Genomic DNA, 12,295 nt, shown 5'->3' on the forward strand with positions numbered 1-12,295 from the left:
CGTGGCAGGAGCTGGCTACGTGGCCCGGTTAAGCGGCCGGTCGGGGCGGCAAGTCCGGCAGGGCCTGGCGTCGGCACGGTCGAGTGCTGCGCGTGCTTCCCGGGCGGTCGCAGGCCGGTAGGGGCCTTGGGCCCGGCAGTCCCCGCGGTGCACGAGGAGAGAGGGGCCGGCGCCGGCGTGGAGGGGCTTTTCCACCTTCCAGTCCGGTGCGACTCCGTGTTGCTCGGTCGGTATCCCGTCGTAGGGCTGTCCGTCGACCGGCTCGCAGAGGACGGCGGGTGCTCGGAATGTCACGGCGGCGGGCAGGACCACGAGTCGGCCCTGCTCGCCGCTCTGGTTGGGCAGGTGTATTTGGAGGTCGTACCACCAAGTCTTGTCGGCCTCCTTCCGCCTGCCTTTCACCACGGCGTACAGGTGCTGCCCGTCCGGGAGTGTCACGCCGACCAGGGGCCGTCGGCGTGCGGAAGTTCGGGACCCGCGTCGCTGGCGCCGTCACCCGTCACCCGTCATGAGGATGGACAGTCTTTGCCGCTCATGCCGGGCCGCCGTTCTGCTCAGGGCGTCGTGCCTGTGTTCTGAGTTCCGCCCGGGCCGCCGACATGCGGCCGGTCTTCGTCTCCCAGAAGGGGTGCCACCAGACCTGTGCGGTCAGCCTGAGCAGCCGACGGCGCAGTGCCGTGTTCTGGGTGGGGCGGCAGGAGGCGAGTGCACGGTACGCGGCGTGCCGCTCGTGCTCGGTCCGGACGAGATCGTCGGGGAGGTGGTCTACGGTGGCCATGGATCGATTAGAGCATGTGTTCGAATTTGTGTGCATCTTGACGGCCACGGCGTCTCTGTGCTGGTGCGCCGGAGCGCGATAACTGTCACCTGAGCACGGCATCTGTCACCACCCCGACTGCGGTCTCGCGCTGTCAGCGGGGCGAGAGTGTCCTGGCGCAGTGAGTTGTCGGATTCTCACTGCTTCTCGTTCGTGGTGCTGGATTCTCGCCGCGTCGTGTGCTGAGCGAAGACGTTTGCCCCGGGCCCACCAGTGGGTTGACGCAGAGGCTGGGGAGCGCGGCGCGGGGCCGCGACCGGACCCCCGTTCCGGTCGCGGCCCCGCGCGCAGGGGTGCTGAGGTTGGTCACGAGCCGCAGCAGCCGCCCGCCGGCGCCTCATCCACCACGGTCGGGGCCGGTGCGCCGACGGTGAGCTGGACCAGGGCGGGTTGCGGCGTCATGCAGCAGCCTGCGCTGTCGGTCTGGGCGGCGGCGGGGTCGTCGAAGAGCCCGGCGCCTCCGCAGACGCCGGTCTCGGGGAGGGTGAGTTCGACGCGGTCGGCGGCTTCGAGGTCTCCGGCGAGGGCGGCGGCGACGGAGCGGACCTGTTCGTAGCCGGTCATGGCGAGGAAGGTCGGGGCGCGGCCGTAGGACTTCATGCCGACGAGGTAGATCCCGGTTTCGGGGTGGGCGAGCTCGCGGTGGCCGTGGGGGTAGACGGTGCCGCAGGAGTGCTGGTTGGGGTCGATCAGCGGGGCGAGGGCGGTGGGGGCCTGGAGGCGCTCGTCGAGGCCGAGGCGGAGTTCGTCGAGGAAGGACAGGTCGGGGCGGAAGCCGGTCAGCACGATCACTTCGTCGACCGGGTCGAGGCGGCGCCCGTCTTCGCCGACCAGGACGAGGCGGTTGTCCGTGTCGCGGTCGATCGCTTCGGTGCGGAAGCCGGTGACGGCGTCGGCGTGCCCGTTGTCGACGGCGGCCTTCGCGGCCAGGCCGAGGGCGCCCCGGGCGGGGAGCTGGTCGGCGCTGCCGCCGCCGAAGGTGGAGCCGGAGATGCCGCGGCGCAGGATCCACACCCCCTTCGTGCCCGCGCCGTCTGCGGAGGTGGCGAGGTCGGCGAGGTAGGCGAGGGTGGTGAAGGCGGAGGCGCCGGAGCCGATGACGGCGGTGCGCTTGCCCGCGTACCGGGCGCGGACGGCCGGGTCCTTGAGGTCGGGGACGCGGTAGGTGATGCGGTCGGCCGCGGCCTTCTCGCCGAGGGCGGGCAGTCCGCTGCCGCCGGCGGGGGACGGGGTGGCCCAGGTGCCGGAGGCGTCGATGACGGCGCGGGCGAAGATCCGCTCCTCGCGGCCGTCGGCGCGGGTGAGGCGCACGACGAAGGGCTGCTGGTCGCGGTCGGCGTCCACGATCCGGTCGCGGCCGGTGCGCGAGACACCGGTGACCCGGGCGCCGAGGCGTACCCGCTCGCCGAGGACGTCGGCGAGCGGCTGGAGGTACTGCTCGGCCCAGTCGCCGCCGGAGGGGTAGGTGTCCGGGTCGGGGCGGGTCCAGCCGGTGGGCGCGAGGAGCTTCTCGGCGGCAGGGTCGAGGACCTCGCCCCAGGTCGAGAAGAGGCGCACGTGCGCCCAGTCGCGCACCGCCGCGGCGGCGGTGGTGCCGGCTTCCAGGACGAGCGGTACGAGGCCGCGCTCGGTGAGGTGGGCGGCGGCGGCGAGCCCGGCCGGGCCGGCGCCGATCACGACGACCGGCAGGTCCGCGGTGGTGGTGGTCATGGCGGTGATGTCCTCCGTGGCGAGGTGGTGCGCATGCTGTTCCGCGACAAGCGGGATGAGGTGATGCGCGGCCGTGGCCAGGGCCCCGAAGATCTCGCTGCGCTCCCGAGGGAAGGAGAAGCTCCGTGTCGCCCACCGTGCCCGGCTTCTGCGGCACATCTCCTTGATGCCGGTCCCGCTGAGGTCCGTGCGGGGCAGAGCCAGCGGCTCCAACCGCACGAGCAGACTGCTCAGGTCGGGAGGGGCCGTCACGGGCACGGGCAGGTGCGCGAGCACGACCGGGCGCGCCCCGCGTTCCACGAGGATGAACTCCCTCTCGCGCAGCAAGCGGACGGCCCTGGCGACGGCATTCTGGTCGGACACCATGGCCACGGCCAGCTTCGCCCGCGCGGGCAGCTGGGACATGGGCGGGTACACCCCGGCCCGGATCAGCGTGATCACCCAGTCGGCGATCTCCGTCGATCGGTCGAGGAGCCTGGTGCTGGGCGCGGGCTGGTTGGCGAGCGCGCTCATGCTGCCGCCTTGGGGATGGGACGGTGCGGAGCGATGATCTGCCCGTTGGGCAGCAGCTCGCCGGTGTCCTCGAAACACAAGGCACCGTTGCACCGCCTGCCCCACCCCTGCTCGGGTCGATAGACGACCAGGCGGGCCGCCTCATGGGCGGGAGACTCAGCGACAGGACAGGGCGGTTGATGCGGACACATGGGAATCCCCGGGGATAAGGATGGTCAGGAAGCGGTGCGGCGGGCGGGGAAGCCGGCAAGCTTCCCCACTCACTCGCTCTTCGCGAGGGTGGAGTCGATGGCGCCGGAGGCGGAGATCGGAGCAGTGTTGAGCCGCGGGCGATCCTCCCGGCGACCGGGGTGCTGTGCCCTCCGGCAGAGGCAGAACCGTTCCCCGAGGGCCCCCGTCGGCGGCAACCAACGGTGAAGGGCGGCACACGACTATGCGTCGCGGTGAGCGCCGGCCGTACCGCTCAGACGCTGGCCGTACCAGTGAGGCTCATTGACCGACGCTCCCTCAACCGACGGGGAACGGGGGGTCGCGGCCATCGCCGCTCGCTCCTCCGCGCTCACCATGCGCACCCCATCGAACAGGCGACGTTCCCAGAAGTACAGCTCCCGCTCCGGGAAAGCCGACTCGGCTCCGCGATCCGCGTCCACGGCTCAGAGCTCCCTGACGCCGACGAGTACGCGGCCGAGCAGGTTCGGGTCGTTACGGGGGCGTCCGCGCTCGGTCGAAGGCGGCCGTCCCATCGACTGTTCCCGGCACTCACGCGCAGCGGAAAGACCGACCTCGGCCCACACCACCTTGCCGGGGAGGCCCGGGACCGGGTGGTGGCCCCAGCGGTTGCTCACCGCGGCAACGATGAGGACCCCCCCGCCCGCTCGTCGCCTCCACCCCAGGCTCCGTCAGCACGGGCGGCCTCGCGTCGTGGTCCCACACGGACACCCGGACGGCATCACCATCGATCTCCAACGCCAGCTCGAAGGTCTGCACGTTGAACTGCGAGGAGTAGATGGACACCTCGCCCGCCTCCTTCGGGTGCCGTACCGCGTTCGTGGTCAGCTCCGAGACGATGAGCTTTACCGTCTCGACGACCTCGGCCGGCACTCCCCAGCGGGAGAGGACGTTGGTCGTGTGGAGCCGCGCCAGTCCCACGGCGTTGGGGGTGTCGGCCAGCTTGAGGGTGTCTCGCGGGGGTAGTGCCTCGGACATGGTGCCTCCCGAGTCGGGAGAGGAGCGCGGGGTGCCGCTGACTCTCGCTTCGTGTGGGGAACCGCCTGATCCCGGGTCGACGGCTGAGATGGTGAGCTGCCGTTCCGGAGTCGTTTCGGCACCAGACCCTTTGCGTCGATGCCGGCTGATCGCCGCTGCAACGGTTGGCCCAGAGCCGGGTACGTCCATAAGGGAACCGCTGCGATGCCCTGGTCAGAAGGGTGCAGGCAGGATGTCTTCGACCATGAGGGTTGGCACGGTTGTACAAGGGGTGCGCAGATGACGAACACCGGGCATGACTTTGAGCGACAGGGAGGGACGGGGCAGTTCGCAGGACGTCGCTTCGTGGTGACTGGGGGCTCCAGAGGGTTGGGCGAGCACGTAGTGCGCCTGCTCCTGTCAGGAGGAGCGCGGGTGGCGACGTGCGCCCGCCGGCCTGAGCACCTGGAGACGCTCCACAGCTCGCTGAACGCCCCGGCTGATCTGTTCGTCCGGGCCCTGGACGTGTCCGTGCCCGAGCTGCTGGAGCGGTTCGTGGAGGACGCAGTCTCAACGCTGGGTGGGCTGGACGGTGTTGTCGCATGTGCGGGAGGGGCGCAGGGACGGGGGATCGCCGAGGCGTCTGCCGAGGACTGGGCGGCTACCTGGAGGATGAACGTCGGCCACGTCGCCCGGCTGGTCTCGACAAGTAGTCCGCACCTTCGGGAGGCGGGAGGCGGATCGATCGTCGTAGTGGCCTCGGTCTCCGGATGGAAGCCTGGACCGCAGGCTCAGTACGGTTCGGCGAAGGCGGCCCAGATCCACATGGTGGCGTCCCTGGCCAGAGAGCTGGCCCCCGACGGCATCCGCGTGAACGCGGTCTCGCCGGGATCGATGCTCATCCCAGGCAAGCGGTGGGACCGGATGCGCCGCGAAGACCCTCTGGCCTTCGAGCGGTTCAGCGCGGAGTTCCCCGGGGGCGAGCTGGTACGGCCGGAAGAGGTGGCAGATGTGATCGCGTTCTTGCTCTCTGACCAGTCCCGAGCAGTGACTGGGATCAACCTGCCTGTCGACAGGGGCCAGAATGCACCGACGCCGGAGGGGTACTGACCGTACTCGTCAGGCCGCTGCGCCGAGTATCGGCCTCGCTTTCCGCTCGAAGTCACGGACGGCGGCTTCACCTCGGTGAGGGGCGAGCCGCGCGCGGAAGTCGCGTAGCGCCTGGACAGACCGCTCGCTGTGGACGCCGACGAGTAGATCGACGGCATTACTCGCGGTTGCGACCGCCTCGTCCAACCTGTTCTGCTGGAGGAACGCGGTCGCGAGCACCGAGCGGCTGATGGCCTGCCGACGCCGCCGGTCGCCGTTGGCTTCGACGGATGCCAGGGCGAGGCGCTCGGCCTGCCCTGCTTCACCGAGGTCACGGTGGACCAGAGCGGCCTCGGCTTCGAGATAGTGATGGTCCAGGAAGCGGACCCACGGCGACTCCTCAGCAGGCCCCCGGCTGGCCTCCAAGCCCTTGTTGGCTGCCAGGAGAGATGATGTCGCCCGCTGAGAGTCGCCCAGGACGGCGTATCCGCGGGCAGCCATGGCGTGCAGGCGCATCAGCCCGAGCGGGCTGCCCGCGGACTTGACCGTCGCGATGCCGGCTCTCGCAAGGGCGACTCCTTCAGTGGGGCTGCCGAGGCTAGTAGCGAGGTGCGACATGCCGGCCAGGATCTGTCCGCCGAGCACACGGTCGCCGCCCTCGGCACACAGCCTCAGCGCCTGAATCATGTAGCGCTCCGCGAGTCCGTAGTCGGCGGAGTCGTACGAGCACCAGCCGGCCATCGCCGCCAACTTCGCGGCCGAGGTGTAGAGAAGCCGACGTTGGTGTGAGGGCATGTTGCGCTGCTGGAGCATGGGGGAGAGTTCGGTACTGAGGTAGTGCACGATGCTTGCTCGAACCCCACCACCGCCAAACCGGTTGTCCATCTCGTCGAACATCTGGATCATCGCCTGGACCTGCTCGACGGGGCCGCTGTCAGCGACCACGGCGAGACGAGGTGCCTGCTCGTCCTCCAAGAGCCAAAGTATCCAATGCCGTTGGGGATCGACGAGGGCAGCCGCAACGTACGGCACAGCGCCGAGAAGGCTGCGCCGCGAGATGTCCGTCGACCCGAGCTCCGCGAGCGTATGAAGTGTTTCACCCACATCTTCACGGTACGTCAAGGCCCGTGCGACCACGGGACGCTGCGACTGCTCGGCGAAGCCGATGTCCGCAGGTGATACGAGGCGGCCTAAGAACCCGGACACGGCTGCGGCGATGAACTCGGGGGTGCGGCCTCTGGGGGTCATTCCTCGCTGTAGCCATCGGGACACCGATGCCTTGTCGTAACGGGATACCTCACCCTGGTGCGCGCCCAGTTCGTTGACCTTGCGCGCCAGGGCGGCGTGCGAGCAGCCGGCCTCCTCCAGCACTGCCGCGAGCGCGGCGTTGGCCTCGCCGCTCTTCTTCGAACTGCTCATGTGCTGATGATGCCTTGTGGATCACTCTGCGTCCCAGTCTTCGGACACAGAGCCATGGAAGTGCAACCTCCGTACAACCGAACAACCCCGTCACTCCCTCCTCCCGAGCCGTGCCAACACTGACACTGGAGGGGCTGTCGGGCCCACGGGCCTTCCCGGCGACGACGCCGCTGGAGAGCCACCGAGCCCTCGGCACTGGAGGGAGAACCATGCAGCCTGTAGTGATCTTGGACTGCTTCACCGTCGAGCCGAGCGGTCTCGGCGTACCGCCCTACTTGTCGACGTACGTTCGTAACGGTTGGTCGGCACTGCGGCGGGCTCGGCCGGACGCCGAGGTCCGGTACGTGACCATCGACGACGTCCGCTGGTGCCTGGCCGGAGGCGAGCCCACCGTCGAACCACCCCTGAGCGACCGGCTCACCTACTCCACCACCGTCAACCGGGACAACGCTGTTCAGCTCCTGCGCGACGCCGAGATCGTGCTCGTCATCGCCGGAGACGCGGTTCCGTCCGTCCATCTCCATGCGGTGAACGGATCGTTCGAGGAGATCGCCCGAGCGCTCGCCTGTGCGCGGGGCCGCCGGTACCTGCTCGGTCCGCTGTCCACCTACGCCTTGGACTCACCCGCGGAGTACGCGGGGTTGTTCGACGCCGTCCACACCCACACCGTGACGGCCCGCGACCTCCTGCTCGGCAGCCGGCGTCCGGCCGACTACGAGCAGATGCGACGCGAACGCGATTCGTTCGCCGGCCTCGTCGACCAGATGCCCTGGCGCCCGATCGCCGAGCTGGAGCTGTACCGCGGCTGCACCCGTCGTAAGTTCTGCGATTTCTGCAACGAGCCGGCCAAGTCACCCCTCGTGGCCTTTCGCGAGGTCGACGACGTCGTCGACGAGGCGGCTCAGCTCTACGTCGCCGGCATCCGCAACTTCCGACTTGGTCAGCAGACCTGCTTCTTCTCCTACCGCCACCGGGACGAGGACGCGATCCGCGCCCTGCTCAGCGGCATCCGTGAGCGCTGCCCCGAGCTGGAGGTGCTCCACATCGACAATGCCGACCCGCTGGCTGTCGCTGCGCCCGTCGGCTTGCGCATCGCCAAGCTGGTGGCGGACTTCTGCACCGAAGGCAACTGTGCGCCGATGGGCATCGAGAGCTTCGACCCGGCCGTCATCGAGCGCAACACCCTCACCTGCACGCCCGAAATCCTGGTGCGCGCTGTCGAGCACGTGAACACGGCTGGTGCCGCTCGCGGCCCCGGTGGTCTACCGATGCTCCTTCCGGGCCTGAACCTGATCTATGGCCTTCCCGGGGAGACCCACGGCACCCACGTGGCGAATCTTCGCGGCCTGGCCGGGATTTTCGACGCCGGCCTGCTGTGCCACCGGACGAACGTGCGTCTGGCGAGGGCGTTCCCCGGCACCCCGCTCGCCGCACTCGGTGATCAGACGCCGTTGCCATCGGCCGAGCACTTCGCGTCGTGGAAGGCGGACATCGATCACACCTGGGATCAGCCGATGAAAGAGCGGGTGTACCCGACCGGCCTCCGTGTGCCCGGCCTCCACTCCTACTTCGTCAGCGAAGAGGGCACCTACTGGCGGCGGCTGGGCTCGTACTCCATCCAGGTCGTCGAGCGAGGCACGGCGGTGCCGCTCGGCACCACCGGTGATCTCGTGGTGACCGGCCACTTGCCGCGCATGATCTTCGGAGAACGCGTTGCATCTGCTTCCTGACGGGACACTCGCGACGCTGGAGGCCCTGGACGCGGTGGCGGACCGCACCGTCCGCGCGGGTCTGCTGCTGCCCTGGGCCAACGTCGCCGTGGAGACCGAGCTGCCCCGCCTCGGCCTGCGCCACACGATCTTTCACCACGCGCGGCTCGTGCCCGCGTCCCGGGCGACGGCGATCGACGCCTCCTTCTGGCACGGGCTGCGCGAGGCATCGGCCCGGGCGCTGGACTCGTTGTCGCACGTTCCGCTCGATGCGGTGATGTTGGCGTGCACGTCGGCCGGTTTCACCGGCGGTCCGCCGCTGCCGAGCGGCACGGTCACCGCCTTCGACGCTCTCCTGCGGGCACTGACCGAGGCGGCCGTGACGCGTATGGTCCTTGCCACGCCCTACCCGCGCCCGGTGACCGAAGCCGAAGCCGAAGCGTTCACCAAGGCCGGCATGGAGGTCCTGGCCCACGCGAGTATGGGCCTGACCGACGGGTACCCCGACGTCACCCCCGATCAGGTGCTGGCCCTGGTGGAGCGGCTGCCTCAAGCTGCCCTCGACGCGGCTGGAGCCATCGTCCTGTCGTGTACGGGGTGGCACACCCTCCCAGTGATCGCCGAGCTGGAGCGCCGGTTCGGGAAGCCCGTGCTCTCGTCGAATCTCGCCATGGCGCTGCTGGCCGCCCGAATTCCTGCTGGAGTCGGCCTATGACGATCGAACGTGTGAAGCCGAAAGCAATCGAGATCCGTCGCGTCCACCGACTCGTTGCCCGTGCCGCCGGCCTGCCGGACGTGCGAGCCGAGGTGGAGGCCAATCACGACGAGAACCGCTGGTGGCCGACGACGATCAGTGACCCGCGTGTACGGATGCTCGCCGCCGGCTGGTCCACCCGGGTCTCCTACCGGATGGTCGACACGTACGCCGGAGTGATCAAGTCAGCGGAAGCCCGCGGCTTCGACGACCTTGTCGCGAGCACGGACGCCGAATTGGCCTCGATGGTGCGCTCCATCGGCCTGCCTCAGGCCCGGATCGACTACATGCGCTCGCTGGCCGAGCTCCTCCAGTGCTGGGAGAAGGAGGGGATCGATCCGACGGTCGAGTCAGCGGATCTCGACGCCCTGGTCCTCGACTTCGCCACCCGGGTGCGAGGTGCGTCCTTCAAGGTCGCCCAGTGCGCACTGCTCACCGCTCGCGGGTACCACTGCGGCATCATCCCGGTGGATTCCGGCATGGTCGCCAAACTGGCGCCTGCTCTGGGCATCGAGCTCCCGTCGGGCGCCGTCGCCCACGAGCGGATGCGGTACGTACTCGAAGCGGTTGTTCACGCTCGCCCGACCGAATTCCGCTCTCTGGTCACCGCCAACGAGCACCGGGTCACCATTCCGGACGGCGTGGAGCCGACGTGGTGGGTGCACCTGGTCCTGATCTACTTCAAGCGCCTGTATCTCAACGGGCCCTCCCCGCGGCTCTGTCGTCGACGACCGGTCTGCACGAAGATCGTCGGTTGCGCGCACCCGACTTGGAAGGTCTGACCTATGGGGGAGAGTGCATGGACCGGCTCGACGTGATCGGAAACATCAGCCGGGACCTGACCCGCTACCCCGACCACCGGGGCGGGGCCCGGCTCGGCGGTGCGGCCCTGTTCGTGTCGCTGGCGGCGACGAAGGCCGGCCGCCGGGCGACTCCCGTCTGCGTCCTCGGGAACGATCTCGCCCACCTACCCGAGGCGCCCGGCCTCGCCGCGCTCGACTGGTCGGCATGGCGTCCGGCCGACGGTACGTCAACGGCCTTTGACCTGGAGTACGACCTGCAAGGCGAACTGGTGCAAGTGCACACGGACTACGGCGTGGCAGCGGCTCTGACCGAACACGCGCTGGAGCACGTGAGTGCGCATCCCCGCGCTACTTTTCACGTCTGCTGCCGTCGCCCGTTGAACGTTGAGGCCGTACTCGGCCAACTCGTGCGGATCTCAGCCCGGTTCAGCGTGGACTTCTTCCTGCCAAGTGCGGAGGTGATGATCCGCGCCGCCTCACCTTGGCTGCCGTCGGCGACCACCCTGTTCGTCAACGCCGCCGAGTACCGCCTCCTGGACCGCGCGGTCGACTGCGGCACGCTGCCGGAAGTGGTCGTCACCGACGGCCCCCGGGCCGCTGTCGTTCACGCTTTCGGGCGGCAGGTAGCCTCCGCCGTTCCGCCACCGCAAACTGCCTTCGAGGTCTCCGGTGCCGGAGACACCCTCGCCGGCACCTATCTGGCCTACCGTTCGCGCGGCGCGACCACCGCCAAGGCTCTGGCGGAGGCGACAGCAGCCGCAGCCAGGTACGTCGCGGCCCCTTCCCTCCCGATCCCCGCGCCGCGTCGCGGCTGACCTACCGACTGGAGGACCTCTACCCGTGCCCTTCTACGTAGCTCACCGGCTCTTCGCCGCCCACGACCGTGCCCTCGCTGCCGATCTCGCCGATCGCCTCGCCATAAAAGTCGGTCCCGATCGCGTCTTCCTGCCGTTCTGCGACACCGACGAGGAGGACCTCGTCGCCGAGGTCAAGGGACGCCGCCTGTTCGAGCTGGACCGCGACCGCCTCGGACACCTTGACGCCATGATCGCCATCCTGCACGGCCCGAGCCTCGACGACGGGGTCTGCATGGAGATCGGGTACGCCATCGCCTCCGGCGTTCCCGTCGTCGTGCTCACCACCGACTTCCAGACCTACTCGATGACCGAGGCCGGCACCCGCCTCGAATTCCCCGACCCCGTCCTCCAGTCCGTGGCCACCCGCATCGTGCGCGTGGCCACGCTCGGACCGTCGCCGCTGCGGTCGGCCCCCGGCCAGTCCCGGTTCAAGGGCTTCCAGGCCCGCAACGCGGCCCAGACGAGCACGGCCATCGACACGGCCATCGACACCCTGCTCGACCTTCCGGGGCGTGTGCCTCTTCCGACGAGGTCCCCGGTGGCCCCCGGTGCGGCCGTATACGTCGAGCCGTCGCCGTACCTGCCCCGGCGCATGGACCACCTGGCCGAGAGCCTGTCGGGCGGCGGTCACACCGTGGTGGAGCCCCAGCGTTTCAGGGCTCCTGACCCGATCGCAGGGGCCTTGGCCGACCTGGCTGCCGTTCGTTCAGCCGCGCGGTTGCTGGTCGACGTCTCCGGGCCCGAGACACCGCCCGGTGCCGCCCTGCTCATCGGCGCCGCGCTGGCCAGCGGCGTACGGGTGGCTGCTCTTCAGGCCCACCCGACGTTCACGCACGCTCATGGCCGCGAGCCCAACTGGCGGAATCTCATGATCCAGTACGCCGTCGACGCCCACTTCAGCAGCGACGAGGCCGCCCTGTCCTGGCTGGTCGCATGAACCTCGACGAGATCGCCGGTTACCAGACCGTGGTCCTGGAGGGCTGTGACGGGGTCGGCAAGAGCACACTCGGCGAGCGCCTCTCGAAGCATCACGGCTTCACCGTGGTCCACTCTCCGAGGACACCCGACCATCTCAACCTGGCCAGCCGCTACAGGACCATCCTGGACGGGACCGGAAGAATCCTCTTCGACCGTTGCTTCATCAGCGAGTTGGTGTACGGCCCACTTCACCGCGGACGGTCCCGGATCAACTGGTCCGAAGCGATCGATCTGGCCGAGAGCGTCATCACGCGCTCCGGATTGCTCGTCCACCTGACCGCTCCCCCCGCCGTCATACACCAGCGACTCCTGTCCCGCGATGGCGAGGCAATCAGCCTGGAGGAGATCACCGCACTGGTGACGGGTTACGAGCGAGTCTTCTCCACCCTCGCCGACTACACCCGCGTACTCACGCTCGACACGTCGCTTCGCGATCTCCCTTCGGCAGGGTGACGGGTCGA

The 12,295-nt window shown here is 69.3% G+C and carries 13 protein-coding genes; 7 read left to right on the plus strand and 6 right to left on the minus strand.

Going from position 1 to position 12,295, the window contains the following annotated elements; genetic code table 11:
• Positions 1–15 precede the first annotated feature (15 nt).
• The 5 genes from ACWCSV_RS07525 to ACWCSV_RS07545 form a co-directional block, all read right to left on the minus strand.
• Positions 16–438: a DUF6233 domain-containing protein gene (locus ACWCSV_RS07525; RefSeq protein ID WP_451139453.1), complete on the minus strand. Its 423-nt coding sequence runs from the start codon at positions 436–438 to the stop codon at positions 16–18.
• Between the two features lie 94 nt (positions 439–532).
• Positions 533–778 carry a hypothetical protein gene (locus tag ACWCSV_RS07530; protein ID WP_451139455.1) on the minus strand — a complete coding sequence of 82 codons (246 nt, stop codon included), beginning with the start codon at positions 776–778 and terminating at the stop codon, positions 533–535.
• A gap of 345 nt (positions 779–1,123) precedes the next feature.
• Positions 1,124–2,527 carry an NAD(P)-binding domain-containing protein gene (locus ACWCSV_RS07535; protein ID WP_451139587.1) on the minus strand — a complete coding sequence of 468 codons (1,404 nt, stop codon included), beginning with the start codon at positions 2,525–2,527 and terminating at the stop codon, positions 1,124–1,126.
• Between the two features lie 509 nt (positions 2,528–3,036).
• Positions 3,037–3,231 carry a DUF5999 family protein gene (locus ACWCSV_RS07540; RefSeq protein ID WP_451139457.1) on the minus strand — a complete coding sequence of 65 codons (195 nt, stop codon included), beginning with the start codon at positions 3,229–3,231 and terminating at the stop codon, positions 3,037–3,039.
• A gap of 568 nt (positions 3,232–3,799) precedes the next feature.
• Complete coding sequence (locus ACWCSV_RS07545) at positions 3,800–4,246, minus strand: ATP-binding protein (RefSeq protein ID WP_451139459.1); 447 nt, start codon at positions 4,244–4,246, stop codon at positions 3,800–3,802.
• A 279-nt stretch (positions 4,247–4,525) separates the two neighbouring features.
• On the opposite strand from ACWCSV_RS07545, the gene ACWCSV_RS07550 reads away from it, so the two are divergent.
• On the plus strand, positions 4,526–5,335 hold the full coding sequence (locus ACWCSV_RS07550) for an SDR family NAD(P)-dependent oxidoreductase (RefSeq protein WP_451139461.1): 810 nt from the start codon (positions 4,526–4,528) through the stop codon (positions 5,333–5,335).
• A 9-nt stretch (positions 5,336–5,344) separates the two neighbouring features.
• Here ACWCSV_RS07550 and ACWCSV_RS07555 read toward each other — a convergent pair whose 3' ends face one another.
• Positions 5,345–6,733 (minus strand): hypothetical protein, encoded by a 1,389-nt coding sequence (locus tag ACWCSV_RS07555; protein ID WP_451139463.1) that lies wholly within the window; start codon positions 6,731–6,733, stop codon positions 5,345–5,347.
• Between the two features lie 344 nt (positions 6,734–7,077).
• Here ACWCSV_RS07555 and ACWCSV_RS07560 point away from each other — a divergent pair, with 344 nt between their 5' ends.
• The 6 genes from ACWCSV_RS07560 to ACWCSV_RS07585 are packed head-to-tail and all read left to right on the plus strand — an operon-like array spanning position 7,078 to position 12,287.
• Positions 7,078–8,463, plus strand: a complete 1,386-nt coding sequence (locus tag ACWCSV_RS07560) for a radical SAM protein (RefSeq protein WP_451139465.1) — start codon at positions 7,078–7,080, stop codon at positions 8,461–8,463.
• Positions 8,447–9,157 (plus strand): maleate cis-trans isomerase family protein, encoded by a 711-nt coding sequence (locus ACWCSV_RS07565; RefSeq protein WP_451139467.1) that lies wholly within the window; start codon positions 8,447–8,449, stop codon positions 9,155–9,157. The genes ACWCSV_RS07560 and ACWCSV_RS07565 overlap by 17 nt, the downstream gene beginning before the upstream one ends.
• A gap of 11 nt (positions 9,158–9,168) precedes the next feature.
• Complete coding sequence (locus tag ACWCSV_RS07570) at positions 9,169–9,978, plus strand: hypothetical protein (RefSeq protein ID WP_451139469.1); 810 nt, start codon at positions 9,169–9,171, stop codon at positions 9,976–9,978.
• Positions 9,979–9,995: 17 nt separating this feature from the next.
• Positions 9,996–10,814, plus strand: coding sequence for a PfkB family carbohydrate kinase (locus tag ACWCSV_RS07575; RefSeq protein WP_451139471.1), 819 nt, complete (start codon positions 9,996–9,998; stop codon positions 10,812–10,814).
• A 25-nt stretch (positions 10,815–10,839) separates the two neighbouring features.
• Positions 10,840–11,793, plus strand: a complete 954-nt coding sequence (locus ACWCSV_RS07580; protein ID WP_451139473.1) for a nucleoside 2-deoxyribosyltransferase — start codon at positions 10,840–10,842, stop codon at positions 11,791–11,793.
• Complete coding sequence (locus ACWCSV_RS07585; RefSeq protein WP_451139475.1) at positions 11,790–12,287, plus strand: hypothetical protein; 498 nt, start codon at positions 11,790–11,792, stop codon at positions 12,285–12,287. The genes ACWCSV_RS07580 and ACWCSV_RS07585 overlap by 4 nt, the downstream gene beginning before the upstream one ends.
• Positions 12,288–12,295 lie beyond the last annotated feature (8 nt).

It is taken from the genome of Streptomyces sp. NPDC001770 (assembly GCF_053596135.1).

Excerpts from the sequence above, each read along its gene's own strand:
- ACWCSV_RS07530 (WP_451139455.1), bottom strand. The coding sequence starts at position 778 with ATGGCCACCGTAGACCACCTCCCCGACGATCTCGTCCGGACCGAGCAC.
- ACWCSV_RS07535 (WP_451139587.1), bottom strand. The coding sequence starts at position 2,527 with ATGACCACCACCACCGCGGACCTGCCGGTCGTCGTGATCGGCGCCGGC.
- ACWCSV_RS07540 (WP_451139457.1), bottom strand. The coding sequence starts at position 3,231 with ATGTGTCCGCATCAACCGCCCTGTCCTGTCGCTGAGTCTCCCGCCCAT.
- ACWCSV_RS07545 (WP_451139459.1), bottom strand. The coding sequence starts at position 4,246 with ATGTCCGAGGCACTACCCCCGCGAGACACCCTCAAGCTGGCCGACACC.
- ACWCSV_RS07550 (WP_451139461.1), top strand. The coding sequence starts at position 4,526 with ATGACGAACACCGGGCATGACTTTGAGCGACAGGGAGGGACGGGGCAG.
- ACWCSV_RS07555 (WP_451139463.1), bottom strand. The coding sequence starts at position 6,733 with ATGAGCAGTTCGAAGAAGAGCGGCGAGGCCAACGCCGCGCTCGCGGCA.
- ACWCSV_RS07575 (WP_451139471.1), top strand. The coding sequence starts at position 9,996 with ATGGACCGGCTCGACGTGATCGGAAACATCAGCCGGGACCTGACCCGC.
- ACWCSV_RS07585 (WP_451139475.1), top strand. The coding sequence starts at position 11,790 with ATGAACCTCGACGAGATCGCCGGTTACCAGACCGTGGTCCTGGAGGGC.